The following is a 23,963-nucleotide window of genomic DNA, read 5'->3' as shown; positions in this document are numbered from 1 at the left end:
TGAACTTCAATATCCGCTATTTCAAATGGGATTGCCTATAGAAATGACTAAAACCAGTGAAATAGACCAGTTCGATCAGAAGATCCTCGATGCGCTCGTGGAAGACGGCCGCATGTCGATCACGGATCTTTCCGAGCGTGTCGGCCTTTCCAAGACACCCTGCCAGGCGCGTTTGAAAAAACTGATCGACACAGGTTACATCGACGGCTTCAAGGCAATTCTCAACCCCGCCAAGTTCGGCCTCGATCATGTCGCCTTTGCCGAGGTGAAATTGATGGATACGCGTGAGCAAGCTCTGCTCAGCTTCAACAATGCCGTCAAAAAGATCAAGGAAATAGAAGAGTGCCACATGATCGCTGGCCGCTTCGATTATCTTCTCAAGGTCAGGACGTCGGATATCCGCCGATACCGCATCGTGCTCGGCGAAAAGATCTCAAGCCTACCATTTGTGGCGAGCACATCGACCAATGTCGTCATGCAGGCGGTCAAGGAAAGCTGGTCCTAAAGCGCTGCAGATTATTGGTGAAGAGAGACCTTTTAATCGAACATATCGGCCATCAATCTTGCCTTCGTACGGTTCTTCCTACGATACAACTATAGTAAGAGAAATTCGCGTTTTGGGAGGATGCGATGGAAAAATTGTCTGCCGATGCCATTGTTGTGGGAGCCGGCCTGTCGGGTCTTGTCGCAGCGACTGAACTTGCGGATGCGGGTCGCAAGGTGATCGTCGTGGATCAGGAGCCGGAGCAGAATTTCGGCGGACAGGCTTTCTGGTCGCTAGGGGGATTGTTTCTCGTCGATTCGCCGGAGCAACGCCGGCTGGGCATCAAGGATTCCCGCGATCTCGCATGGCGGGATTGGCAGGGCACGGCAGGCTTCGATCGCAACGAGGATTATTGGCCAAGACGTTGGGCGGAAGCCTATGTCGATTTCGCAGCCGGTGAGAAGCGTAGCTGGCTACGCGCCATGGGCCACCGCATCTTTCCGATCGTCGGATGGGCAGAGCGTGGAGGGGCCAGTGCGACCTCGCACGGCAATTCCGTTCCGCGTTTTCATATCACATGGGGAACAGGGCCTGGGGTTGTCGAGCCATTCGAACGGCGTGCCCGAGCGGCTGAGGAGAAGGGCCTGATCCGCTTTTTATGGCGGCATCGCGTCGACAGGCTGACCGTCACCAATGGTAGTGTCACCGGCGTTTCGGGTGCCATTCTGGAGGACAGCGACGCAAGCCGTGGCATGGAAACCTCGCGGGTGGAAGTCGGCGATTTCGAACTGACCGGTGGTGCCGTCATTGTGGCGTCGGGCGGCATCGGCGGCAATCTCGACCTCGTGCGCCAAAACTGGCCGGAGAGATTGGGCAAGCCGCCGCAGACGATGGTCTCGGGCGTTCCAAAGCATGTCGACGGCAGGATGATCGGAATTGCCGAGGACGCCGGCGGACGTCTCATCAACCGCGACCGAATGTGGCACTATACCGAAGGCCTCAAGAACTGGGCGCCGATCTGGCCGAACCACGGGATCCGTATTCTCCCCGGCCCATCGTCGATTTGGTTCGACGCCCGGGGCAACCGGCTACCCCAACCCAACTATCCCGGCTACGATACCCTGACCAGCCTGCAACACATCATGTCGACCGGCTATGACTATAGCTGGTTCATCCTGAACCAGAGCATCATCCGCAAGGAATTCGCGCTTTCCGGATCCGAACAGAACCCTGATTTCACCGGCAAAAGCTGGAAGCTGGTGATACGCCGCGCGCTTGGCAAGACGGCGCCCGCGCCCGTGGAGGCGTTCAAGCAGCACGGCGAGGACTTTGTGGTTGCCAATAGCCTGCCGGAGCTCGTGGCCGGTATGAACCGCCTCGTCAAAACGGAACTGCTGCAGCTGGAAAAGATAGATCGCGAGATTCGCGCCCGCGACGGACAGATCGCGAACCGCTTTTCCAAGGATGCCCAGATCATGGGCATTCACAATTCCCGTAACTATCTGGGCGACAAGATCGGTCGCACCGCCAAGCCGCATCCGATTCTTGACCCTGCCCACGGCCCGCTGATTGCGGTTCGCCTCAACATTCTCACCCGCAAAACCCTGGGTGGTCTGGAAACCGATCTCGAAGCCCGCGTTTTCGATGGTCGCGGCGACATCATTCCCGGCCTTTATGCGGTCGGAGAAGCCGCTGGCTTTGGCGGCGGCGGCATGCACGGCTACCGCGCGCTGGAAGGGACTTTCCTGGGCGGCTGCCTCTTTTCCGGCCGCGCCGCGGGACGCTCCGTTGCCCGGCTGGGGGCTTGAGGTTCGTCCGGCAAGCGATCACCGCGCCGATCGGACAATTGCCTCAAACGAGGCGGTGAGTGAGTGCCGATAATAAAGGCGAGATGATCGGAAATATTGAAGAATAAGGCAGGTTATACATTAATTGTGATGAATCTACTCAAGATAGTGTGATGAATATACGTTCGGAATGCGTATAGGCCGGACGGTTTCCGGCTGGCATTCATGCCACGCTATGTCGATATTGGTATCTGCGTCATCGTCACTCTGAAACGATGATGCTCGACAAGAATGGTTTATGCAAATCGGGGGGGTTGCACGAACCCGTGCGGGGGATGATACATGTTGATAACGGCTAGTGATGGCCAGACTGATGTCTTGGATGCAGCACTCAGACTAATCTGGAAGGATGTTCATGGATGGGTCGGCGATAGAATTCCGCATATTCTGAAGTTTGTTCGCGAGCTTCACGAGGCTGACAAGGTGGAGGGCGACATTCTCGAGATCGGCGTCCACCATGGTAAGCTGTTCTTCCTGCTTGCGGCAGCGTCGAGAGATACCGAGCACTGCGTCGCCGTCGATCTTTTCGAGGATCAACAAAAGAACCTTGATCATAGCGGCAAGGGCTCACTCACGATTTTCGAGCAGCATCTGCAGAATTTCTTCCCGGAGCTTGAACCTCGTGTAACGGCGATTTCGGCAGACAGCATGTCGCTTACGCCGGCGACAGTGCGCGAACGGCTCGGCACAAAGGGTGTCAGATTGATGTCCGTGGATGGTGGACACACGGTTGCGCATGTCGTCAACGATATGGAGATCGCTCAGGAACTCCTCGTTTCCGGTGGCATTGTGCTTCTGGATGACTTCCTGGGAGTGCATTGGCCGACCGTGACCGAGGGGTTTTACAAATACATGGAGGTTGCAAATCGTCGCTTGGCCCCATTTCTGATCTTTCAGAATAAACTGTTCCTGACGACGTTTTCAGACCAGCCCGCAACATTGACCAAACTGCGGGGATTTCTGGATCGAACCTTGCCGAAGGAAATCCATTCCGGGCGCTGGCGTTACGCAACAGTGGGCGAGCACAAAGTTCTTTCTTTTGCGTGAGGCTCGGGCTCCATCATCGCACTTGAAATAGCCCCCCGCTTCCGGCACACAGCCCATGGAACGAGGGCGTGGACATGCGGCACATCTATATTGTCGGTATCGGAACGGGAAATCCCGAGCACCTGACCGTGCAGGCGATCAATACGCTGAACAAGGTCGATGTCATCTTCATCCCCAGCAAGGGCGAAGCCAAGGCCGAGCTTGTCGAGGTGCGCAGGGAGATTTGCGAGCGCTACGTCACGAAGGAGAGTATCCGCGTCGTCGACTATGCCGTGCCCGTGCGCCAGACGGCGGATCGCAGCTATGTCCAGAGCGTCGATGACTGGCACGCGGAACTTTCGGCAACCTATGAACGGCTGTTCCAGGGTCATATTCCGGAGAGCGGCAGCGCCGCCTTTCTGGTCTGGGGCGATCCGAGCCTTTACGACAGTACGATCCGCATCATCGAGCGGGTCAGCGCGCGCAGGCAGGTTGCCCTCGACTATAGCGTCATTCCCGGCATCACCAGCATCCAGGCGCTGACGGCGAGTCACCGTATTCCGCTCAACCTCGTTGGAAAGCCGGTGCAGATCACCACCGGCCGTCGGCTTTCCGAAAGCTTTCCGGGCATGGTCGAAACCGCCGTCGTCATGCTCGACGGCGAGCAGGCCTTCAGCAAGATCGATGATCCCGATGCCCATATCTATTGGGGCGCTTATCTCGGCACCGAGGATGAGATCACCATCGCCGGACGGCTTGCCGATGTGTCGGATCGTATCGTGGCGACCCGTGCGGAAGCGCGGGCAAGGCATGGCTGGATCATGGATATCTATCTGCTTCGCAAGGGCCAGGATTTCGACGATCAGGCATGAGGCGGCGCAGAGCGCCAAATTATCTGCCCGCCGATGCGGATTATGTCAGGACATGTCCTTCATAGGGACGAAGGGCATCGTAACGTTAACCGCACATCGATCAAAATGTGCGATCTGGTGGGATGACCAGATTTATCCGTGATCCTCTTTATCGTCGCCACCGATTTCCTGCGGAGGTGATCGCCCAGGCCGTTTGGCTCTATTTCCGGTTTCCGCTCAGCCTGCGGATGGTCGAGGATATGCTGGCAGCTCGTGGCGTCATCGTCTCTCACCAGACCGTGCGGCTCTGAGCTGGGAAGTTCGGCAGGCACTTTGCCAATGATATCCGGAAGCGATCAGCCGGCAGCTTCGGCTACAAATGGCATCTTGATGAGGTTGTCATCACCGTCGGTGGAAAGAAACACTGGCTTTGGCGCGACGTTGATCAGAACGGCTTTGTTCTCGATGTGCTGGTGCAAAGCCGTCGCAATGCCAAGGCTGCAAAACGTTTGGTGCGAAAGCCTCTCAAAGGGCAAGGCCGTTCGCCGCGTGTGATGATCACCGACAAGCTCCGGTCCTATGGCGCAGCAAAACGCGATATCATGCCCGGTGTCGAACACCGCTCGCACAAAGGCCTGAACAATCCGGCGGAAAACTCTCATCAGCCGATCCGACGACGGGAGAGGATCATGAAGCGCTTTAAATCAGCGCGACAGCTTCAGCTTTTCGTTTCCATCCACGACCCGATCGCCAACCTCTTTCACGTTTCCCGCCACGATATTCCATCTGCCCACCATCGCGAACTGCGAGCGGCAGCCTTGGGTACTTGGCGTCAAATCGCACGTCTTCACACCGCGTGAACCAAGGCCTCACTCCAAGATCTTGTTTTCAGAGCGTTAAGTTTACAGTGCTCACTGCAAGTCGACGGTAAAATCAGCTTCCGTTTTCGCCTGAATTTCCTCGATCGACACGCCGGTTGCCAATTCGATCAAGACCATCTGCGGCTCACCGCGTCTGGCGACGGAGAAGACCCCCAGATCTGTGATCAGAAGATCGGTGACACGCTTTCCCGTCAGCGGCAGCGTGCACTCTTTGAGCACTTTCGACGTACCCTTGGCTTCGTGTTCCATGACGACGACAACCCGCTGCACGCCGGCGACAAGATCCATCGCGCCGCCCATTCCCTTGACCATCTTTCCCGGGATCATCCAGTTCGCAAGATCCCCATTCTCGGCGACCTGCATGGCACCGAGAATTGCCAGATTGATATGGCCTCCCCGGATCATCGCGAAGCTATCGGCGCTCGAGAAGTAGCTGCTTTCGGGCAGTTCCGTGATGGTTTGCTTTCCGGCATTGATCAGATCCGCATCCTCTTCTCCCTCGAAGGGAAAGGGACCCATCCCCAACATGCCGTTTTCGCTCTGCAGCCGAACGTCGATGCCAGCCGGGATGTAATTTGCCACCAATGTTGGAATGCCGATCCCAAGGTTGACGTAGAAGCCATCCTGCAATTCGCGAGCAGCCCGAGCTGCCATTTGTTCACGATTCCAAGCCATTAGTGGTTAGCCTCCACTTGGGGTTTTCTGACTGTGCGCTGCTCTATCCGCTTTATCACGTCGGGAACCTCGACAATCCGGGAGACGAAAATTCCGGGCGTATGGATGAGATCGCCCCCGATCCGTCCATTCTCGACCAGGGATTCAACCTCGGCGACGACAACCTTGCCTGCCGTTGCCATCACCGGATTGAAGTTACGCGCGGTTTTTCGGTAAACGAGATTGCCCTCGGCATCGCCCTTCCAGGCATGAACGAGCGCCAGGTCGGCGACCAGCCCTTGCTCCATGACGTAGTGCTCACCGTTGAATTCTCTAATTTCCTTGCCGTCAGAAATAACGGTTCCGACGCCTGTCTTGGTGTAGAACGCCGCGATACCGGCGCCGCCGGCCCGGATTCTCTCTGCCAGAGTTCCCTGTGGATTGAACTCGAGCTCGAGCTCGCCGCCGAGATATTGTTGTTCGAAAGTCTTGTTCTCGCCGACATAGGAAGAGATCATTTTGCGGATCTGACGGCTCTCCAAGAGGCGGCCCAGACCAATTCCGTCGACACCTGCATTGTTGGAGATGACAGTCAGGTCTTTCACACCGGAAAGCCGAACCGCTTCAATCAGCGCCTCTGGAATGCCACACAGACCGAAGCCGCCGGCCATGATGACCATGCCGTCTTTGAGAAGGCCGGCCAGGACCTGTTTTGTGTCGCTATAAACCTTATCCATCTATCTGCTTCCTCCCAGTCTGCATGTCAGGTTTGTTCAAAAATCTAGCTCTTGAATTCGAGAGTAGGTTAGCCGTATTTATACTGCATGTCTCCCATCGAACTCCGCACCGCTCGGGACAAGGAAGCCCCATCTTTCCGCTTCTCGCTAAGCGATATTCCGGTGCCGATGGTCTGTGCCGCCTACCGGATCATTCGTGACTGTAACGATGCTTTTGCGGGCCTTTTCGGTTATGAACGAGAGGATCTGGTCGATCAGAGTTTCGCACGACTTTACCCGAAAATCTCCGACTTCGCCCGGACCGGTCGGATGTGGCAGGAGCACCTCCATGGCGGACAGTCATACTATGACGAGCGCGTTATGAACCATCAGACCGGTGCGCGGTTCTGGTGCCAGGTCAACGGGCGGACCCTTCAACCGAACGATCCTTTTGCTCTTGCTTTATATTGCTTCCAGAAGATGAACCGGTCCGTCGACGCCGGCCAGTTGCAGCTTACAGCGCGCCAGCGGCAAATCATGGCGCTCGTTGCTCAGGGCAAAACGAACGAGGAGATCGGGCTGGAGCTAGGGCTCTCGAAGCGAACGATTGAATCGCACCGTGCACGGTTGATGTTGCGGGTGGGAGCTTCCAATGGCGCAGAGCTTGTTTCCTGGTTTAGCTAGAAAATGGGATGGAGAGGTCCGATGTGTCGCGCGATCGCGCTTTAATCACCAACATTCCGCCGTCTCAGATGCCAGAGTCGACATTACTTTCGCGGTCGAAAGTTCCATAATCTGGCGTTATGTTCATCCGGTAGCGTCGCCTAATCGGTTCTAGAGTGAAGTGCGACTTGCTAATGATCAGGATGCCATCGACAAGCTGCTCGGCAGTATGTGTGCCACACAATCTCTCATGCTCTCCAGCCATATCCTTACCCTCAGCCGTCGATAATGGCGACGGCCCGTGTCCAACCGGCGGAGGCGCGCTCGATCTTGACGGGGAAGCAGCTGATCTTGAAGCCCGTCGAGGGAAGCGCTTCGAGATTGTGCAGTTTCTCGATATGGCAATAGCCCCGGTGCCGTCCCGCCTTGTGGCCTTCCCAGATCAGGGAGGCGTCGCCGGTTGACGCATATTTTTGGGCGGTATGGACGAAGGGCGCATCCCAGCTCCAGCCATCGGTGCCGGTCACCTTCACGCCGCGCTCCAGAAGATACATGGTCGCCTCATATCCCATGCCACAACCGCTGGCGACATAGTTATCCTGACCGAAGCGTTTGCCGGCGGACGTGTTGACGACGACGATTTCCAGCGGCTTCAGCGTGTGACCGATCCGTTCAAGCTCGGCCTCGACATCCTTTGCCGTGACGACATAGCCGTCTTCGAAGTGACGGAAGTCCAGCTTGACGCCCGGTTGAAAGCACCATTCCAGCGGGATCTCATCGATCGTCAGCGCCGGCAGGCCGTGATCCATGGTGGAATGATAGTGCCAGGGAGCATCGAGATGGGTGCCGTTATGGGTCGTAAGGGTAACGCGCTCGACCGCCCAGCCTTCACCGTCCGGCAGGTCTTCGGCGGCAAGGCCCGGGAAGAACGGCAGGATCTGTGAAAGGCTCTGCTTGTGGTCGATATATTCGATATGCGGGATCTGGATCGGAGGATCCGCCGGGATATCGTTGGCTATCGGTACCGACAGATCGATAATGGATTGCGCCATATTTCATTTCCTCCCTTGAATCCGTCCGTTAGTCCCGGCGGATCACTTTGTTCTTGAGTACACCGATCTTTTCGAATTCCAGCTCGACGGTATCGCCGTCAGACAGATACCGGCCGTGCTCGAGCCCGCAGCCGTTGCCGAGCGTGCCCGAGCCGATGAATTCGCCGGCGAAGATCGTCTCGCTCTGCGACATATGTGCCAGGATCTCCTCGAAACTGAACAACATGCCTTCTGTCGTTCCCTGGGACCAGATTTCACCATTCACTCTTGCCTGCGCCTTCAGCGAGTAGGGGTCGCCTATCTCATCCGGGGTCACAATCCAGGGGCCGATGACGTTTGCACCATCGAAGCTCTTTCCCTTCGCCGGTCCCAGCCAGCCAGGTATTTCCTTGGCCTGCTGATCGCGCGCTGAAAAATCGTTGAAGATCGTAAAGCCGAAGATGTGTTCGCGCGCATTGGAGGCCTTGATGTCTGCCGCCGTGTTCATGGTGACGATACCGAACTCGAGCTCGTAATCCATCACCTTGCTATAACGCGGCCAGACAACGGTCGAACCCGGGCCGCCCACGATCATCCGATTGGTGATGTAGTAGATCGGCAATTCGCGGTAGAGGGCGGGCAGCTCCGCCAGGGGCTCGGCATCGATCTCCGCTATGAGCTGGGCATTACCGTTCGCGTAGAGCTTTCGCATGCCGCGGGGCGACTGGCGGATGTGCAGCGGGAAGCTCATTCCATCGCGCATTTGCCGGGGCAACGGCAGCGGAGCCTGAAGGTCGACCATGTCGGTCGGGACCGAGAGATCTTCCTCCGATCCATATTTCTCAAGGAGCAAGGCCGCGGCATCCAATCCGCGTTTGCCGGCGTCGATCAACGACAGCATCGTGGAAAATGTTTCCGCATCTTGGCCTTGACGGCGGGATGCGGTTGTCAGGTCGAACAGATAGCGGCCCGCGTCTAGGACGATCGCGACGTGCTGTTCGCTATTGCCGTTTCGGAACGTAGCGAGTTTCATGGCATCACCTCGTTGCAAATATATATATTCTGTGTTTATATCGATAAACGAAAAATATGTATATGAAAAGACCTGTCTTGGGAGGAATTGAGATGAGGACTTTTGTACCGGCTGTCGCGGCAGCTGCCGTGGCGACGCTATGCATGTCCGGCGTCGCAATGGCAGAGGACGCAAAAGTCACCGTTGGCTGCACGGCCACGACCGACTGCGCCAGTGCCGCCATTGCCATAGAGGATGGCATCTTCAAGAAGAACGGGCTCGATGTTCAGCTCGTCCTTATCGGCCTCAACTCGAATATTCCGGCAGCGTTGCTTTCAAACTCGATCCAGATCGGCGGGCCGACGCCCTCGGTCCTTCTTCAGGCCGTCGATGGCGGGCTGGATCTTGTCGCGGTCAGCGGGGCGTCCTCGACGGCCGATTCCACGGCGGAGGCGGCCGGCGTCGTCGTTGCCAAGGGAAGCTCGATCAAAACGGCCAAGGATTTCATCGGCAAGAAGGTCGGAGCGCCTGGTATCGGTGCCTTTCTTCAGGTCTTGTTCGTCAAATGGCTGATGGATAACGGCGTCGATCCCAAACAGGTGAACTTCGTCGAGGTCACATTTCCGACCATGAATGACGTGCTGAAGTCAGGTGCGGTGGACGCCGTGGTCTCCGCCGATCCGATCATGTCGCGGATCATTTCGAGCGGCACCGGTACGGCTGCCGCCTACTTCCTCAAATCCCTGCCCGAGAAGCGTCCGCAGATCCTCTATGCCGGCTCGCGCGAGTGGGCGGATGCCAACCCGGATGCGGTCGCCGCCTTCCGCAAGTCGATCGCCGAGGCATCGACGGTGGTCAACGGTCAGCCCGACAAGGCAAAAGCGGCAATATCCCGCTTCACGAAGATCTCACTGGACGTACTCTCATCGATGAAAGTTGCCGTTGCCGACCCCAATCTCACGGCTGAAGAGCTTGGATGGTGGGTTGACGTTATGGACAAGCAGGGCATGCTTCAATCGAAACCGGATGTGGCAAAGCTTATACAAAAATGACAGATACAAAGGCACGGGAAAGCAAGTGGCAGGAACAGGATGACGGCGAGCGGACAGCCGCCGACACCCTGAGCGAACAGGCGGCCAGCCTGGTCGAGCAAGACATCCTTGCCGGACGCTGGAAACCGGAAATGCGTCTCGGGATCCATGCGCTGTCGGCCCATTACGGCATCGGCGCGACACCGCTGCGCGAGGGACTTTCCCGGCTTGTGTCCAAGGGGCTGATTTCCGTTGTCGGGCAGCGCGGCTTTCGCGTTGCCAGCGTCTCGCGCGCGGATCTGGAGGACATTACGAATCTGCGCAAGCTGATCGAGGCCGAGGCCTTGCGGCTTTCGATGCAGAAGGGGGACGACCAATGGGAAGCGGGGATTCTTGCTGCCCTTCATCGCCTTCGCCGCAATGTGGAGAACAATCCCGAGCAGATGCAGGATGGCAATCCGGAGTTCGACATGCTCCACAAGGCATTCCACAGGTCGCTGATCGCTGCCTGCGGCTCGGAGCGGATGCTGGCGCTGCACGACAGCCTCTATCTGCAGGCCTATCGCTATCGCCGCGCGATGATGGGTGCGATCAGGGAGAAAAGCTGGTTCCTCTGGGAGCACCAGGAGCTTGCGGACCTGGCGATCGCGCGGGACGAGGAAACGGCGGTCGCCCGTCTCTCCGCACACCTCCATCATACCTTGGATGTCGTCTATGATTCAGGACAGGCGAACACGGTAAAATGACAATCTCCCTGGCATCACAGTTTCACAGCATCGAGTTCGAACACGTTTCCCTTTCCTATGGAAATCGCGCGGCCATTTCCGATCTGAGCTTTTCCGTCAACAAGGGCGAGATCGTCTGCGTGATCGGCCCATCGGGTTGCGGCAAGACCACGGCGCTCCGAATGGCCGGTGGGCTTGTGCGACCGGACAGCGGCAGCGTCAAGGTGCTGAGCCAGAAGCTGGACGGCCCACGCCGCGATGTCGCGATCGTGTTTCAGGATTACGGCAAGGCGCTCCTTCCCTGGCGAACGGCCCGCGGCAATGTTTCGCTGGCGCTCGAGGCGACTGGCGTGCCGGCGCGACAGCGCGAGGAGCAGATCATGTCACTCCTTGCCAAGGTGGGGCTCGCCTCGCACGCGGACAGGTATCCGACGGAGATGTCGGGAGGAATGCAGCAGCGCCTGCAGATTGCCCGCTGCCTCGCCCAAAAGCCCGACGTCATCCTGATGGACGAGCCATTCGGCGCGCTGGACGCCATGACCCGGCAGAGCCTGCAGGACGAAATGCTGTCTATCGTTTCGGAGACCGGCGCCACGGTCTTCTTCGTTACGCACGATATCGAGGAGGCGATCTATCTCGGCGACAAGGTCATAGGGCTCTTGCCGAATCCGGGCCGTATCGGCCGGGTCTTCGATATTCCCCTGCCGCGGCCGCGCAGCCAACTCGCTACCCGGGAGCTTCCGGAGTTTCTCAAGCTTCGCCGCGAGCTCTTCGCCTTCATCGAAAAGGCGGAGAGATGAGGGCGACGATGAAAGCCCTGGCGGTTCCGCTGGCGTTGCTGATCGTCGCGGAAATTGCGGCCCGCCTGTCGAGCGGCGGCAGTGATGCCGTGGCGCCGCCGAGCGCCGTTCTTGTGGCGCTGGTCCGTGCGGTTGCCGACGGTTCGATCGTCATGGCGACCCTGGAGACGCTGGCAATGGCTTTCGCAGGCCTGCTTCTGGGTGTTGTCATCGGCCTTGTCCTCGGGCTTCTCCTTGGTCTCGTGCCATTTCTTAATGGTGCGCTGGAACTGTCGATCGAGGCGATACGCCCGATCCCCTCCGTCGCCTTGCTGCCCATCGCCTTGCTGGTCTTCGGTTTCGGATTTCGCATGGAGATGACAATCGTCGCATTCTCCTGCATCTGGCCGATGCTGATCCTGACGCGGTCCGCCCTGGCGGGAATAGAACCACGCCTGATGGAAGTGTCGCGCGCTTTGCGGCTCTCTCTGCTGGATCGAATATGGAAGATCATTCTTCCTGCCGCCTTGCCGCGCATCGTGCTGGCGTTTCGTCTTGCCGCGGGCATCGCGCTCGTGGTGGCGGTGACGGTTGAGATCGCCGTCAATCCGCTCGGGTTGGGCTATGGCATTCTCATTGCCCAGCAAGCTCTGAGGCCGGATCTCATGCTTGCCTACCTGCTTTGGGTCGGCATCGTCGGTTATGGCTTCAATTGGCTGCTCGGCGTCCTCCAGCGTCATGCCGGGCGGGCAGCCATGCCGGGGACGCGCTGATGAGAGCGGACCGGCTTTTATCGCTGTTTTCGGGTCTGCTGGTTGCCGCCCTGCTGGTGCTCCTGTGGCAGTGGATTGCCGACCATCGCTTTATCTCGCCGGTCTTCCTGCCGGGACCTGATCGCGCCTGGACTGCGATGATAAAAGGCTTTGCGACCGGCGACCTCCTGACGAAGCTTCTTTCGACGATCGAGCGCATGTTCTGGGGATGGCTGGTCGCATCCTTGGTCGGGGTCGTGCTTGGTGCCGCCGTCGGCACGTCGCCAGCCTTGCGCAGTTATCTTGGCCCGATGCTGGAATTCCTGCGTCCGCTGCCGGCATCCGCAATCATTCCGGTCGCCATCGCGATCCTTGGCCTGACCGACGCCATGGTCCTGAGCGTCGTCGCCTTTGGCGCCTTATGGCCGGTGCTGCTTTCCACGATACAGGGGTTTTCTTCCGTCGAGCCGACGCTTTATGAGGTCGGGCGAGCCCTTGGGCTTTCACGGACTGCAACGATCATGAAGATCGCCTTGCCCTCCGCCAGCCCCGATATTCTGGCGGGTATGCGGCTGGGACTGACCGTGGCGCTCATCGTCGCGATCGTCTGCGAAATGCTTGCCGGTCGGGACGGGCTCGGAAACTGGATCCTGCTTGCCGCGCGGGCGTTCCGGGCGCCGGACCTTTATGCAGGCGTCATCCTGCTCGCCGCTCTCGGATGTTTGTCGTCATTGTTCCTGGCAATCGTGGAGAAGCGGCTTCTTCGTTGGAGAAACAGGGCCAGATAGTCTTGGCAAGCTCCATGCCGCCGCCTTCACACGCGAATATCGGCTGAAACGGGCGGCACGCACGGCCTCGTCTTCGTCCGCCACGCGGATGATCGGCTTCACCGGCCCGAAGGACTCCTCCGTATAGACACGCATGTCAGGGGTGACGTGATCGAGAAGGGTCGCCTCGACGACCGTGCCTGTCCGCTTGCCGCCGGCAACCAGCTTTGCGCCCTCGGCCTCGGCAATCAGTGCTTCCATCTTCTGGGCGGCGTCGAGGCTGATGAGGGAGCCCATCACGACATGGCCGCGCGGATCACCCGCCGGGAGTTTCGCGGCCCGCGCCGCGAGCTTGGCGACGAATTCGTCGGCAACCTTCATCAGGATCGCGCACCGTCCGAGCAAAGGAAGAGAATGGCGGGAGCGATATCGGCCAAGGTTGCGGCGGGGTCGACGCGGGTGATGTCGCTGTCGACACGCTCGTTGCCGAGGACCGCACGGAATTGGCTGAGGATCGGCGTTTCGACCGGCCCGGGGCTCACGGCATTGACGCGGATGCCACGCTCCCTGAGCTGCGGCTGATGGGCAGCTCGCTTCGTCCAGAGCAATGACGTGGGCGGAAAATCGTGGCTCTTATGGCTGAGGGACGGCATATTTTATCCGAAATACGCACGTATATCCTAAGTGCGCAGCGTTCATATATTCCAACGCACCCAGAACTTTCAGATAGCAGTTTATTAAAGAAATTCGGTTTAGCTATAGTGCGAAAGTTCGCTATATCGAATAATTCTGCGCGGCGCCGGCGATAAAAACCGCATCTGTAGTATAGTGCGCGCATTGTGATTGCATGACGCAGTCAATCCTCAAAAATGACGCTTACATTCAGAATGACTCATTCGATTCATTCTGGATTTCCTCGATCTATTGTTATTGCTTATTGGTATTTATGCGAAATATCTAATTTATAGAGGATAAATTGCTATATTAAAGCAACGTAATAGTGAACGTCACTATTTTATGAATTATATATAATAATGTAAAAATTTATAAGGCAATACACCGGTATTATCTATCTGAATTTCGATTCAATATATATTTTCATTTGAGAAAATATAGTCTTATAGGGGCAACTGGCCGCACATATCTGTGCCTCCAATCCCATGTCGTTGGGAGAAGACATGAATTTCCTCAGGAACCTTAAGCTTCAGGCCAAACTTGCTTTGATGCTTGCAATATTTGCAACGTTAACGATTGTATCAGTCGTCTTTGCAACAGCCAAAATGCGTGTCATCGAAGCGGGATATAGCAGCGCCAGCGAGCATCAGGCAGAGGCCGCCCTTCACCTGGCCAGCGCGGGACGCGCGCTCGTTGCCGCTGGAAGATCCGTAGCCGGCCTCACGATAGCCCCGGACGATGACAGGCGTAAAGACGCTCTCGGAGAGATTGCAGAGTCAAAGAAAGACTTCGTGGAGCAGATCAACGCCGCGAAGATTGCCTATCCAAAAAATGCCGATGCTTATGAAAAGATTGCGAGCCAGGCCTCGTCGCTGTTTTCCGAGGCTTGTGCCGAGTCTGCCAAGCTTGGCGAAACGGCGACGTCAAAAGCAGAACTCGTCGCCGCACAGGCCAGCTACATGTCGAGTTGCGAACCTGCATTCGATCCGGTCATCGATGCCATCGATGGTATGACGCAGGCCGCCGATGGCGAGAAGATCAAGATCAACGAGGACCTTACAGACCTGGCGAACAGGGCCATTGTGACCACGTATTGGATGATCCTTGGCGGCCTGGCGATATTCAGCATCGGTGCTTTCCTTGTCGTCCGCAGTGCGCTGGCAAAACCCTTGGTCGAGATCACCAGAACAATTGAGCAGCTCGCGAACGGCGATCTCACCGTTTCGCCGCAAGGTACGGCACGTCTTGACGAGATCGGTTTGATAGCCCGCGCCGTGCAGGTATTTAAGGAAAATGCGTTGAGGACACGCGAGCTTGAAGCCGAGGCTGCGGCCACGCGACAATCTAGCGAGCAGGAGCTTCTGCGCAGTAGTGTTGAAGCGAGAAGGATTGCGGAAGAGGAGATGCAGCAGGCGTCATCCGGCCTCGCTCTCGGCTTGAAGCGGCTGGCTGCCGGCGATCTGGCGTTCGCGTTGACAGAGCCGTTCGCGCCGAATTTCGAATCTCTTCGCCATGACCTCAATGCAGCGGTCGCCCAGCTCGGCGAGACCTTGCGCTCGGTTACCCAGTCGACCAATTCGATCGATACCGGAACACGCGAGATCAGCAGGAGTGCCGACGATCTGTCGAAGCGGACCGAGCAGCAGGCAGCCTCGCTTGAGGAGACGGCTGCGGCGCTTGATCAGATCACCGTCAATGTCTCGAACTCCTCCAAGCGGGCCGATGAGGCGCGTGCGGTGGCCGTCCAGGCAAACACGAGTGCTGCGCAGTCGGGCAAGGTCGTTGCCAGTGCTGTCGATGCCATGCAGCGCATCGAGCAGTCCTCAAAACAGATCTCCAACATTATCGGCGTCATTGACGAGATTGCTTTCCAGACCAACCTTCTGGCGCTCAATGCCGGCGTAGAGGCGGCCCGGGCGGGCGAGGCGGGCAGGGGGTTTGCCGTGGTTGCGCAAGAAGTGCGCGAACTGGCTCAACGTTCTGCAAAAGCGGCCAAGGAGATCAAAGGTCTGATCAGCACCTCCACCAGCGAAGTGGAAAGTGGTGTCCAGCTGGTTCGAGATACGGGTGGGGCACTCAGGACGATCGAGGAATATGTCGTCACGATCAACCATCATATGGATGCGATTGCCACCTCCGCACGGGAGCAATCGACCGGACTTGCCGAGGTCAATACGGCGGTCAATCAGATGGATCAGGTCACCCAGCGGAACGCCGCCATGGTGGAAGAGACCAACGCGGCCAGCGCATCACTTGCCAGCGAAGCGGGACGCCTGCACGCACTGATCTCCCAGTTCAACTTTGGCGCAGGGGACAACAAAGTGCCAAGCGTGGCAGTGCGTCACCAGGTCGCCCCCGTGAAGGGTTCTCCCGTCCAGGTTCTCCCCGGTCATAAGCCCGTGACGTCCCCAGCGCGTAAAATGGTCGCTGACGTTGCCAGAGCCTATGGCGGTGCGGCGGCCGCGGCGAAGGAAAGCTGGGAGGAATTTTGATGAGCGCGCTTCATCAAAATACCCAGCCTAGCGGCCAGACACTGGAGATCATCGCCTTCAGGCTCAACGAGCAGGAGTTCTGCGTCAAGACCACAGCCATCCGCGAGATTCGCGGATGGGCTGCCGCAACACCGATACCCCATGCACCGGCTGACGTTGTCGGTGTGATGAACCTGCGCGGTGTCGTGATCCCGATCATCGACCTTGCCTTGAAACTCGGCATGAAAAGCATCGCGCCGACAGAACGCAGCGCCATCGTCGTCGCCGAGATCAATGGCGTGGCGATGGGGCTCGTCGTTGACAGCGTCTCGGACATTCTGACGATTGATGCAGCGTTGCTCCAGCCGGTGCCCAACATGAACGTGCCCGGCGGCACCAGCTATTCCGACGGCATCATCGCCCAGCACGACAGTATGATCTGTTTCCTGAACCTCGAACGTATGTTCGAGCAGGACGGTGACGCAAATCTAGCCGCCTAGAGCGACTGGAGGCTTCGACGCTTCCTGCCACGGAAATCGGATTGCGGGTGAATTCAGGCGCTGGTCTACCAGATGGCGGCAAGACATTGGAACAGGCTGTAGGGAATGGAACATAGCGAAGCTGCACGCGACGAACATGTAAGGGGGCACAGAACAACTGCCTGGATGCGAGCGTCTACGAGGGATTCAACAATATGATTCTGAAACTGCCAAACCCGCTGACCAAAACGCAATATTCAGTCGAAAAATATATCAGATCTATAGGGCGACATTATCTCAACGCCGTCGTGGTTATGACATTTCTCATCGGGGCCACATATCTAACGGTCATGATCGCCCTCGATCGTCATTCCTTGCAGCAAAACATCAGCTTCCTCACGAGCAGCCAGTTTATCCGGTTTCAGCAGCTTGCCAATCAGACGCGAGCACTGATGCGAGCCTCGGCCGATCCCGATTTGCCGGACTATATCATCGCGCCGATGATCGATGACATCCACGGGGCCATTGCTAAAATTCGAACCACGAGCGGGCAGCTAGAGGAATTGCACCATAAGATCGGGCAGAACTTTCTCGAGGAACTCAATCCTCGCGATGAGACCTCAGAGCAACTGCGTGTCGAGCTCGGTCGGCGACTTGACGATTTTCTTGATCGTGCCGATAGAGTGGCCGCTGCTTCGAAAGAAGATCGGCGGCAACGCTATACCTTCTGGGGGCCAATCGACTTTGCCGTCTCGTCGGACAGTGTCCTGATCCGCCAATTCAGCGACCTTATTGACCGCGCTCATGACCGCAGCGACATCAGCATTGATAACGCCAAGAAAATCAGTTCTGCTCTTCTCGCATTGATAGCAGCAACGCTAATCTTAGCGAGCACATTTCTCTTTAGCCCACTGTTGAAGAAGTTGCGGAACGAACACCGTCGGACGATGGATTTCGAGAACCAGCTGACGCAACTTGCCCATACCGACTCGCTCACCGGGCTCGACAATCGATCCGCGTTCAATTGCGCTCTCGGTAATCTATTCAGTGACTTGGAGAAGAACAAAACCGGGTTCTCCATGCTCCTTGTGGACCTTGACCGCTTCAAAAACATCAACGACAACTTTGGACATCCTGCCGGTGATGCAGTGTTGCGTCATGTTGCAACCGCGCTTCAGAGCACCTTCCGTTCGAGCGACGTTGTCGCGCGTCTCGGCGGCGACGAGTTCGCCGTGCTTCTGCCCGGGATTGCCGACGCAGCATCGCTCGCGGTAGTCGCCAACCGAGCCATCGAAGCGATTGCTGCGGAGGTTCTTTTCGAGGGCCACACCTTTCAGATATCGGCCAGCGTCGGCGGCGCTCTTGTACCAAGCCATGCGACGGACGAGCCAAGCCTTATTCGCGTCGCCGACCTTGCACTCTACGCCGCGAAGAGCGCGCGCAGCTCGGTGGTCATCTTCGACGAAGCATCGCTTGCGCTGCGGCTCGAGGCGAACCAATTGTCCGCTGCCCTGGTTGTCGCGGCCGATCACAACGAATTCATTGTGCATTACCAGCCGAAGGTCAGCCTGCTAACCGGCGAGCATCTTGGCTTCGAGGCACTTGTGCGCTGGAACCATCCCGAACTCGGCATACTTGCCCCGGGCCGTTTCTTACCGCTGATGGAAGGATCGCATCTTATCCGTGGCATGACCCGTGCGGTGGTGACGATCGTCAGTCATGATCTTAGGGCATGGAAGGACGAGGGACTGATACCCGGACCGATCGCCATCAACCTGCCCGAGGCCTTGCTGGTCGGCGAGGAAGGTTACGAAATGCTCTTTGATGCAATTCGGGAGAACGGCCTCGACTGGCACGATTTTGCGGTAGAGGTGACCGAGGACGTCTTTCTCAATCGCAGCGCCGACCAGATTCTCGGGACGGTCACGCGCTTCCGGGAGCACGGCCTGTCGATCTCGCTTGACGACTTTGGGACTGGATTTGCCTCATTGGTGCATCTGCGAGATTTTCCCTTTGACGAACTGAAGATCGACCGCAGCTTCGTCGCCAACATAGGTACCGACATCCGGTCCGAGCAGATCATCCGCGCCATGGTCGATCTCTCCCGCAACTTGGGCAAGCGCTGTGTCGCCGAAGGCATCGAGACTGAAATTCAGCGACGGTTCCTCTTAAACGCCGGCTGCGAGATCGGCCAGGGCTACCTCTTCGCCAAGCCGCAGCCTGCGGCCATGGCAGGCACTCTCCTGCCAAAGAGGTTCACTCGCTCTAAAAAGAGTACTGCGGCGAGGCAAGATGCCGGCCGGACAGCCGGATGGTTGGCGGGGAGCCAGCCACTCTATTCCCCGGAAACGGCTGCTTGATTTTTCTCATGCCAAAGGAAAGACTGCGATGAAGTCCAAGGTCAGATCGTTAAGTTTCGCGGCAACCATTGTGCTTGCGAACCTGTGCCAAGGTCAGCCGGCGGCTGCCGATCAGGCGATGGCGGTTGACGTCGTGCATTTTTGGGTATCGCGGAGTGAGGCGGCCGCGCTCAACGTCTTCAGGCAGGCATGGATCGCGGGAGGCAATCAATGGGCCGATATGCCGACCAAGAACAAGGTGGAAGTCCAGAGGGTCGTGAGCGAGCGTATCGCAAATGGCTACGCACCGGCGGTTATGCAGTGGAACGCCAATGAGGGCTCACGCGAACTTCCGGAAATGGGGATTGTGCGGGACATCGACCAGGTGGCTCAGGCAGACCATTGGCGCGACGTTCTCCCCGCCACTGTGCTCGACCGCATCACCTACAAGGGCAAGATCTACTTTGCGCCGACCAATATCCATGCAGAAAACTGGTTCTGGACAAGTCCGGCTGTTTTCCATGAGGCTGGTTTGGCGCCACCGCAAACCTGGGACGAGATCTTTGCGGCCGCCGACAAGATCAAGGCGAATGGTCGCCTGCCAATTGCTCTCGGTGGAGGTCGCTGGGAAGCATCACTGATTTTCAACGACATCATGTATTACAAGCTGGGACCGGAGGGGTATGCCCGGGTCATCAGCGGTGACCCAGACATGGTCGCAGATCCGCGGATGATCGAGGCGCTGGAGATGCTGCGCCGTCTGTCTCGATATGCCGAGCCTGCGGCCGTGCGAGCGAACAAGACCTGGGCAGACGCCACCGCAGCTGTTGGGCGAGGCGAGGCCGGCATGCAGTTCATGGGAGACTGGGCCAAGGGCGAGCTCGTGGCCCGTGGCTACACGGTCGACAAGGATTTCGGTTGTAGTCTGGTGCCAGGCACCGCGATTGCATACTTCATGGTGATCGATGCCTTCGCCTTCCCGTTGACCAACCGCGAGGGAGCCACAGAGGCACAGCAGGCTTTTGCACGCATGGTGCTAGATCGGGACAATCAGGTCGCCTTCAGCCGCATCAAGGGTTCCCTGCCGGTACGCACTGACGTCGATCCAGGCAAGCTCGATCGTTGCGGCCAGCTTGGTTTGCAGATGATCGCCGAGAAGAAGAGCGTGGTCAGCGCTCAGTCCATGGCAATGCCCACCCAAATGTCGGAGGGTTGGATCGGTATCCTTGGCGACTTCTTCAATGATCCGAATATGTCCTCCCAGGCAGCGCAACAGCGACTGCACGAGGTTGTCATGCAACGTTAAAGCGCGTCGGTTCAACGAAATGACGGGATCGGAAGTTCAAAACGGCCCAAGTCGTCCGTGTTCCTTCATGCTGTGAGGCTTGACGACAGAGACATTATTTTTCGAAGTCTTCCGGGTTCGTTGTAGAACGGCAAACTCAAGCTCTGATATCAGAAGGATGCCATCCGGTTGCTTAAGGAGCAGCATCATGCAAATAACCAAATGGAAGGCGCCTTTCAGCAAAATCCGTTCAGTTTAAGGATCTTATGCGCTTCGATCGATGCTCGAAGTTCGTCCTCGGAAGTGCGGTCGCCTTGGTTGGCATCGGGATGGTGCATTTTGAGCCTTTCCTTATAGCGGCTTTTGATTTCCTCCGGGGTCGCATCCGGTGAAAGACCGAGTGTCTCAAATGCCTTGGCTTCCAGCACCTTGAGTTTGCGTATCTGCAAATCAGCCTTCTGCGCCTTACGCTGGGCGGCAGTTTTGCGGGCATTCAATGCCTTTGCAGAACCAGAACGGACGTTGCCTGGGAGCGGAGTTTCTGAAGCCTGCCTGACGCTGGTCCCCCAGGTCGGACGGCCGCCAGCGGCCGCTTCCTTCTGATAGCGGGCAATGTCCTTGTCAGATAGACCCGTCACGAAATTGTAGCCCTTGTTGTACTCCTTCACATGCTCAAGGCAGAAGAGCAGATATAGGCCTTCTGCATCCCGCCCCACCGGCGCGCGATGCAGACCATTCTTTTCGCAGCCGTCCCATTGGCATCTGGGACCGGTGGGTTCGCTCTGCGGAGCAGCCCTCTTACGAGAGGATTTCAGGCCAACGAATATCTTCGAATCAAGCGTCATGGCACCTATATGGCGGCGGCGCTTCATCTGGGCAAGAAATAGCGAGATGGCCGTTAACGGATTCCAGGCAATCTGCGAATATTCCAGCCAATTCACCAACCACCGCGGTGCGAATGGCACTTGGGATCAAGACGCCACTGACATTCATCGTCGCTGATGATCTGGTGTCAATTCTGGAACATGTACAGTCGACCATGCGTGGAGCGCGCCGAACGCCGCGCCCCACCTGATTGCACTCAGTCCAGCTTGTGTTTCGCAAGCCAATCGCCGGCCACGGCATCGAAGCTGTCATGGTTGGCCAGGCGGCCATTCATGACAACAAGATCCGTGGTCGTCAGAGCAGCAGAGACCGCATCGAGCGTCTTGGTTACGACGTCGTTGACTTTGGGCGTGGCGATCACCGGAACGATGTTTTGAGCAGAGAAGAGATTTTTGACGTCTTCGAGCACAACGAGGTCGTTTTCGGCGATTGCCGGGTCAGTCGAAAATAGATTTGCAACCTGCACCTGGTCATTGACGAGTGCCGCAAGCGTCAAAGGTCCGCCCACATCGAGCGCTCTTAGCGACTTGAACTCTATGCCGTAGAGATCTCTCAGGCCGATCTGGCCTTCCTTGCGCGTCTTCCATTCCGGCGGACCGCCAAGCACGAGTTGTGAGGCGACAGGTGTAAGATCAGCGATCGTCTTCAGCTTGTATTTCTCGGCTGTTTTACGCGTCACGGCAATGCTGTCGGAATCCTGCGCTGCGGAAGGCGTCAGCATTGAGATTCCCTTCGGCAGGGCCGCCTTCAGGGCCGCGGCGACATCACTCGGCGAGTGGGCGGTGGCGTTTTTATCGAGATAATTTAATGTCGCGCCTGCATATTCCGGCAGAAGATCGATCGATCCGTCGAGCAGCGCCGGAATATATACCTCGCGACTGCCAATGTTCAGCTTCGTTTCCACTGGAACACCCTTTGCAGACAGCGCCTTGGCGTAGATCGTGGCCAATAGCTGGCTTTCAGGAAAATCCGCGGAACCGACGACGATGGTCGTGGTGTCGCTTCGCACAGCAGGGGCTGCTGACAGCGGATCGCCTGCTGCCAGTCCTGACGCGGCTGAAAGGGCCATAAGCGCGAATGCGCCAACGGCGGTGATGATCTTGAATGTCATGCAAGCTACTCCGTTTTGTTAAATGTCATTGGGGTGAAAAAATCGGTCTTTGATGAGCTCTGCCGTCCCAAGCATCGCGTCAGTCCAGCAGACACGGTGGACCTCGATATGATGCCGATTAGGACGATTATACTTAGAGAAACTAAGCGGCAGCATTTTAAATGGTCTTGTTCTCCGCAGATGGCTGGTCAAATCGCGATCGCATGAAATTACCCGAAAGAACGTGAGTGACCCCAACTCCGGCAGGCGAGCAAATCTATGATATCATTAGGAGATTATAGCACTGACCCACGGGTGAAGTGGTCGAAAATCATCAACTTTTGCGGGGTGATAGAAAAACATGCCTTCAAGTTGTGCGATAGTGCCATGGCATTCTAAGGCGTCGATAGGATTGGTCGGAATTGCAACTCGCCCGCAATATTTGGAACGAGCAATGTTTCGCGCTCCTCGGCGATCCATCTGTGATGCACGGTTTTATCGATGCATCAGGTCATGTGACAAGCGCGGGCGATTCAACACACCGCACGCACTGTGCCGCAAACCAGGTTTTGAACGACGTCACCATGGGGCGGTTTGCGCTGCGCTGAGGTAGGTTGATGCAATACGGATTTGCGAGCAGGATTCTTTGTTTCGTAGCCACAACCAGACGGCCCGCTTCGACTAGATCGGCGCAGAACAGTCCTTGACCAAGCGCGATACCCAGACCGCCGCAAGCGAAATCGATCGCCGCCATCGATGAATTCGCCGTAATACCGCGTTGCATCTGGCGGTTCGGTGTCAAGCCTGCTTTTTCAAACCAGGTTCTCCATGACGGGAACGATGCGGCGGAAGGTCCCCAGTCCGTGTGGATCAAGGTCGCCCCCAGCATGCTCTCGGTGGAGAGCGACCCGCCATATTTGTCCAGGAATGCGGGCGAGCAGACCGGATAGACGGCGTCAGTGACAAGGTCTTCAACGTGATGCTGTGGGTAATGCGAGCGCCCATAAGAAAGACGGAAATCGATCCGCTCACGTTCGAATGGCACAGGGTCATCTTCCCCTCGCAGGGAAATATCGACCGCGCCGTGTAAGCGAAGAAAGTCCGGCAGGCGCGCGGATAGCCACCCCATTGCCACAGACGGCGCCACCGATATCACCAGTGAGGACCGATGGTCGCCCCCGTCGAGTTCGCGTGCAACGCTGCGCAGGTCTGCGAAGGCGTTGAGAAGTTGCGGGAACACGTCCATTCCTGCTTCCGTCAGCACGACACGCCTGTTGGCGCGGTGAAACAATTTGCGTCCGGCCTGCTCTTCGAGGGCGCGGATGAGCTGACTGACGGCGGCCGCCGAAATCCCGAGCTCTTCGGAGGCCGCGACGAAGCTTCCTGACCGGGCGGCGGCCTCAAATGCCTGCAGACCTCGAAGAGATAGAACACCAGTCATGCATGCACCAAAGTTAAGCTGAGCTTTTCATTCTGGAAGAAATAATCGTTTTTACCGGAATGTAAACTTGCCTAAATTG

At 57.4% G+C, this 23,963-nt stretch carries 21 protein-coding genes and 3 pseudogenes; 15 read left to right on the top strand and 9 right to left on the bottom strand.

Annotated features, from left to right (window positions below):
* The first annotated feature begins 43 nt into the window (after positions 1-43).
* The 5 genes and pseudogenes from AC1RO0_RS12610 (at position 44) to AC1RO0_RS12590 (ending at position 5,068) form a co-directional block, all read left to right on the top strand.
* Positions 44-505 (top strand): Lrp/AsnC family transcriptional regulator, encoded by a 462-nt coding sequence (locus tag AC1RO0_RS12610; protein WP_498593209.1) that lies wholly within the window; start codon positions 44-46, stop codon positions 503-505.
* Between the two features lie 125 nt (positions 506-630).
* Positions 631-2,292 (top strand): FAD-binding dehydrogenase, encoded by a 1,662-nt coding sequence (locus AC1RO0_RS12605; protein WP_498593208.1) that lies wholly within the window; start codon positions 631-633, stop codon positions 2,290-2,292.
* Between the two features lie 321 nt (positions 2,293-2,613).
* Positions 2,614-3,378 (top strand): class I SAM-dependent methyltransferase, encoded by a 765-nt coding sequence (locus tag AC1RO0_RS12600; RefSeq protein ID WP_498593207.1) that lies wholly within the window; start codon positions 2,614-2,616, stop codon positions 3,376-3,378.
* 74 nt (positions 3,379-3,452) lie between these two features.
* Positions 3,453-4,229 carry a precorrin-6A synthase (deacetylating) gene (gene cobF, locus AC1RO0_RS12595; protein WP_498593206.1) on the top strand — a complete coding sequence of 259 codons (777 nt, stop codon included), beginning with the start codon at positions 3,453-3,455 and terminating at the stop codon, positions 4,227-4,229.
* A 122-nt stretch (positions 4,230-4,351) separates the two neighbouring features.
* Positions 4,352-5,068: pseudogene (locus AC1RO0_RS12590) on the top strand (IS6 family transposase).
* Between the two features lie 51 nt (positions 5,069-5,119).
* On the opposite strand, the gene AC1RO0_RS12585 reads toward AC1RO0_RS12590, so the two are convergent.
* Entirely contained in the window at positions 5,120-5,764 is a 645-nt protein-coding gene (locus AC1RO0_RS12585) for a 3-oxoacid CoA-transferase subunit B (protein WP_498593205.1), read from the bottom strand.
* A complete protein-coding gene (locus tag AC1RO0_RS12580) occupies positions 5,764-6,480 on the bottom strand; it encodes a CoA transferase subunit A (RefSeq protein WP_498593204.1) in 717 nt (238 codons plus the stop codon). Before AC1RO0_RS12580 ends, AC1RO0_RS12585 begins: the two co-directional genes overlap by 1 nt.
* Positions 6,481-6,567: 87 nt before the next feature.
* Between AC1RO0_RS12580 and AC1RO0_RS12575 the strand changes: the two genes are divergently transcribed.
* On the top strand, positions 6,568-7,143 hold the full coding sequence (locus tag AC1RO0_RS12575) for a PAS domain-containing protein (protein WP_498593203.1): 576 nt from the start codon (positions 6,568-6,570) through the stop codon (positions 7,141-7,143).
* Between the two features lie 254 nt (positions 7,144-7,397).
* On the opposite strand, the gene AC1RO0_RS12570 is transcribed toward AC1RO0_RS12575, so the two are convergent.
* Both AC1RO0_RS12570 and AC1RO0_RS12565 read right to left on the bottom strand, forming a co-directional pair.
* Positions 7,398-8,174 (bottom strand): cyclase family protein, encoded by a 777-nt coding sequence (locus AC1RO0_RS12570; protein ID WP_498593202.1) that lies wholly within the window; start codon positions 8,172-8,174, stop codon positions 7,398-7,400.
* Between the two features lie 28 nt (positions 8,175-8,202).
* Positions 8,203-9,186, bottom strand: a complete 984-nt coding sequence (locus AC1RO0_RS12565) for a fumarylacetoacetate hydrolase family protein (RefSeq protein ID WP_498593201.1) — start codon at positions 9,184-9,186, stop codon at positions 8,203-8,205.
* Between the two features lie 92 nt (positions 9,187-9,278).
* On the opposite strand from AC1RO0_RS12565, the gene AC1RO0_RS12560 reads away from it, so the two are divergent.
* The 5 genes from AC1RO0_RS12560 to AC1RO0_RS12540 are packed head-to-tail and all read left to right on the top strand — an operon-like array spanning position 9,279 to position 13,240.
* Entirely contained in the window at positions 9,279-10,217 is a 939-nt protein-coding gene (locus tag AC1RO0_RS12560) for an ABC transporter substrate-binding protein (protein ID WP_498593200.1), read from the top strand.
* Complete coding sequence (locus tag AC1RO0_RS12555; RefSeq protein WP_498593199.1) at positions 10,214-10,942, top strand: GntR family transcriptional regulator; 729 nt, start codon at positions 10,214-10,216, stop codon at positions 10,940-10,942. The genes AC1RO0_RS12560 and AC1RO0_RS12555 overlap by 4 nt, the downstream gene beginning before the upstream one ends.
* Positions 10,939-11,721 carry an ABC transporter ATP-binding protein gene (locus tag AC1RO0_RS12550; RefSeq protein ID WP_498593198.1) on the top strand — a complete coding sequence of 261 codons (783 nt, stop codon included), beginning with the start codon at positions 10,939-10,941 and terminating at the stop codon, positions 11,719-11,721. The genes AC1RO0_RS12555 and AC1RO0_RS12550 overlap by 4 nt, the downstream gene beginning before the upstream one ends.
* An 8-nt stretch (positions 11,722-11,729) precedes the next feature.
* A complete protein-coding gene (locus AC1RO0_RS12545; RefSeq protein WP_498593197.1) occupies positions 11,730-12,473 on the top strand; it encodes an ABC transporter permease in 744 nt (247 codons plus the stop codon).
* Entirely contained in the window at positions 12,473-13,240 is a 768-nt protein-coding gene (locus tag AC1RO0_RS12540; RefSeq protein ID WP_498593196.1) for an ABC transporter permease, read from the top strand. The genes AC1RO0_RS12545 and AC1RO0_RS12540 overlap by 1 nt, the downstream gene beginning before the upstream one ends.
* A 36-nt stretch (positions 13,241-13,276) precedes the next feature.
* On the opposite strand, the pseudogene AC1RO0_RS12535 reads toward AC1RO0_RS12540, so the two are convergent.
* Together AC1RO0_RS12535 and AC1RO0_RS12530 are read right to left on the bottom strand one after the other, a co-directional pair.
* A pseudogene (locus AC1RO0_RS12535) lies at positions 13,277-13,594 on the bottom strand (aldehyde dehydrogenase family protein); the annotation flags it as partial.
* 11 nt (positions 13,595-13,605) lie between these two features.
* Positions 13,606-13,827 (bottom strand): annotated as a pseudogene (locus tag AC1RO0_RS12530) (SDR family oxidoreductase); the annotation flags it as partial.
* A gap of 570 nt (positions 13,828-14,397) precedes the next feature.
* On the opposite strand from AC1RO0_RS12530, the gene AC1RO0_RS12525 reads away from it, so the two are divergent.
* From AC1RO0_RS12525 to AC1RO0_RS12510, 4 genes are all read left to right on the top strand, one after another.
* On the top strand, positions 14,398-16,386 hold the full coding sequence (locus AC1RO0_RS12525) for a methyl-accepting chemotaxis protein (RefSeq protein WP_498593195.1): 1,989 nt from the start codon (positions 14,398-14,400) through the stop codon (positions 16,384-16,386).
* The gene (locus tag AC1RO0_RS12520) at positions 16,386-16,865 is read left to right on the top strand and encodes a chemotaxis protein CheW (protein WP_498593194.1); all 480 of its coding nucleotides are present in this window, start codon (positions 16,386-16,388) and stop codon (positions 16,863-16,865) included. Before AC1RO0_RS12525 ends, AC1RO0_RS12520 begins: the two co-directional genes overlap by 1 nt.
* Before the next feature lie 194 nt (positions 16,866-17,059).
* Positions 17,060-19,204 carry a putative bifunctional diguanylate cyclase/phosphodiesterase gene (locus AC1RO0_RS12515; protein ID WP_498593193.1) on the top strand — a complete coding sequence of 715 codons (2,145 nt, stop codon included), beginning with the start codon at positions 17,060-17,062 and terminating at the stop codon, positions 19,202-19,204.
* A 28-nt stretch (positions 19,205-19,232) separates the two neighbouring features.
* Positions 19,233-20,489 carry an ABC transporter substrate-binding protein gene (locus AC1RO0_RS12510; RefSeq protein ID WP_498593377.1) on the top strand — a complete coding sequence of 419 codons (1,257 nt, stop codon included), beginning with the start codon at positions 19,233-19,235 and terminating at the stop codon, positions 20,487-20,489.
* A gap of 215 nt (positions 20,490-20,704) precedes the next feature.
* On the opposite strand, the gene AC1RO0_RS12505 is transcribed toward AC1RO0_RS12510, so the two are convergent.
* The 3 genes from AC1RO0_RS12505 to AC1RO0_RS12495 all read right to left on the bottom strand — a co-directional run bounded on the left by AC1RO0_RS12505 (position 20,705) and on the right by AC1RO0_RS12495 (position 23,884).
* A complete protein-coding gene (locus AC1RO0_RS12505; protein WP_498593376.1) occupies positions 20,705-21,313 on the bottom strand; it encodes a J domain-containing protein in 609 nt (202 codons plus the stop codon).
* 236 nt (positions 21,314-21,549) lie between these two features.
* Positions 21,550-22,464, bottom strand: coding sequence for an ABC transporter substrate-binding protein (locus tag AC1RO0_RS12500; RefSeq protein WP_498593192.1), 915 nt, complete (start codon positions 22,462-22,464; stop codon positions 21,550-21,552).
* Between the two features lie 490 nt (positions 22,465-22,954).
* Entirely contained in the window at positions 22,955-23,884 is a 930-nt protein-coding gene (locus AC1RO0_RS12495; RefSeq protein ID WP_498593191.1) for a LysR substrate-binding domain-containing protein, read from the bottom strand.
* Between the last annotated feature and the right edge of the window lie 79 nt (positions 23,885-23,963).

The organism is Rhizobium sp. GW821-FHT14E12 (genome assembly GCF_058803745.1).
Note: the sequence above shows the minus strand (reverse complement) of the source record. Positions and strands in the feature narration are given on the sequence as shown.

Excerpts from the sequence above, each read along its gene's own strand:
- AC1RO0_RS12610 (WP_498593209.1), top strand. The coding sequence starts at position 44 with ATGACTAAAACCAGTGAAATAGACCAGTTCGATCAGAAGATCCTCGAT.
- AC1RO0_RS12605 (WP_498593208.1), top strand. The coding sequence starts at position 631 with ATGGAAAAATTGTCTGCCGATGCCATTGTTGTGGGAGCCGGCCTGTCG.
- AC1RO0_RS12600 (WP_498593207.1), top strand. The coding sequence starts at position 2,614 with ATGTTGATAACGGCTAGTGATGGCCAGACTGATGTCTTGGATGCAGCA.
- cobF (WP_498593206.1), top strand. The coding sequence starts at position 3,453 with ATGCGGCACATCTATATTGTCGGTATCGGAACGGGAAATCCCGAGCAC.
- AC1RO0_RS12585 (WP_498593205.1), bottom strand. The coding sequence starts at position 5,764 with ATGGCTTGGAATCGTGAACAAATGGCAGCTCGGGCTGCTCGCGAATTG.
- AC1RO0_RS12580 (WP_498593204.1), bottom strand. The coding sequence starts at position 6,480 with ATGGATAAGGTTTATAGCGACACAAAACAGGTCCTGGCCGGCCTTCTC.
- AC1RO0_RS12575 (WP_498593203.1), top strand. The coding sequence starts at position 6,568 with ATGTCTCCCATCGAACTCCGCACCGCTCGGGACAAGGAAGCCCCATCT.
- AC1RO0_RS12570 (WP_498593202.1), bottom strand. The coding sequence starts at position 8,174 with ATGGCGCAATCCATTATCGATCTGTCGGTACCGATAGCCAACGATATC.
- AC1RO0_RS12565 (WP_498593201.1), bottom strand. The coding sequence starts at position 9,186 with ATGAAACTCGCTACGTTCCGAAACGGCAATAGCGAACAGCACGTCGCG.
- AC1RO0_RS12560 (WP_498593200.1), top strand. The coding sequence starts at position 9,279 with ATGAGGACTTTTGTACCGGCTGTCGCGGCAGCTGCCGTGGCGACGCTA.
- AC1RO0_RS12555 (WP_498593199.1), top strand. The coding sequence starts at position 10,214 with ATGACAGATACAAAGGCACGGGAAAGCAAGTGGCAGGAACAGGATGAC.
- AC1RO0_RS12550 (WP_498593198.1), top strand. The coding sequence starts at position 10,939 with ATGACAATCTCCCTGGCATCACAGTTTCACAGCATCGAGTTCGAACAC.
- AC1RO0_RS12545 (WP_498593197.1), top strand. The coding sequence starts at position 11,730 with ATGAAAGCCCTGGCGGTTCCGCTGGCGTTGCTGATCGTCGCGGAAATT.
- AC1RO0_RS12540 (WP_498593196.1), top strand. The coding sequence starts at position 12,473 with ATGAGAGCGGACCGGCTTTTATCGCTGTTTTCGGGTCTGCTGGTTGCC.
- AC1RO0_RS12525 (WP_498593195.1), top strand. The coding sequence starts at position 14,398 with ATGAATTTCCTCAGGAACCTTAAGCTTCAGGCCAAACTTGCTTTGATG.
- AC1RO0_RS12520 (WP_498593194.1), top strand. The coding sequence starts at position 16,386 with ATGAGCGCGCTTCATCAAAATACCCAGCCTAGCGGCCAGACACTGGAG.
- AC1RO0_RS12515 (WP_498593193.1), top strand. The coding sequence starts at position 17,060 with ATGATTCTGAAACTGCCAAACCCGCTGACCAAAACGCAATATTCAGTC.
- AC1RO0_RS12510 (WP_498593377.1), top strand. The coding sequence starts at position 19,233 with ATGAAGTCCAAGGTCAGATCGTTAAGTTTCGCGGCAACCATTGTGCTT.
- AC1RO0_RS12505 (WP_498593376.1), bottom strand. The coding sequence starts at position 21,313 with ATGACGCTTGATTCGAAGATATTCGTTGGCCTGAAATCCTCTCGTAAG.
- AC1RO0_RS12500 (WP_498593192.1), bottom strand. The coding sequence starts at position 22,464 with ATGACATTCAAGATCATCACCGCCGTTGGCGCATTCGCGCTTATGGCC.
- AC1RO0_RS12495 (WP_498593191.1), bottom strand. The coding sequence starts at position 23,884 with ATGACTGGTGTTCTATCTCTTCGAGGTCTGCAGGCATTTGAGGCCGCC.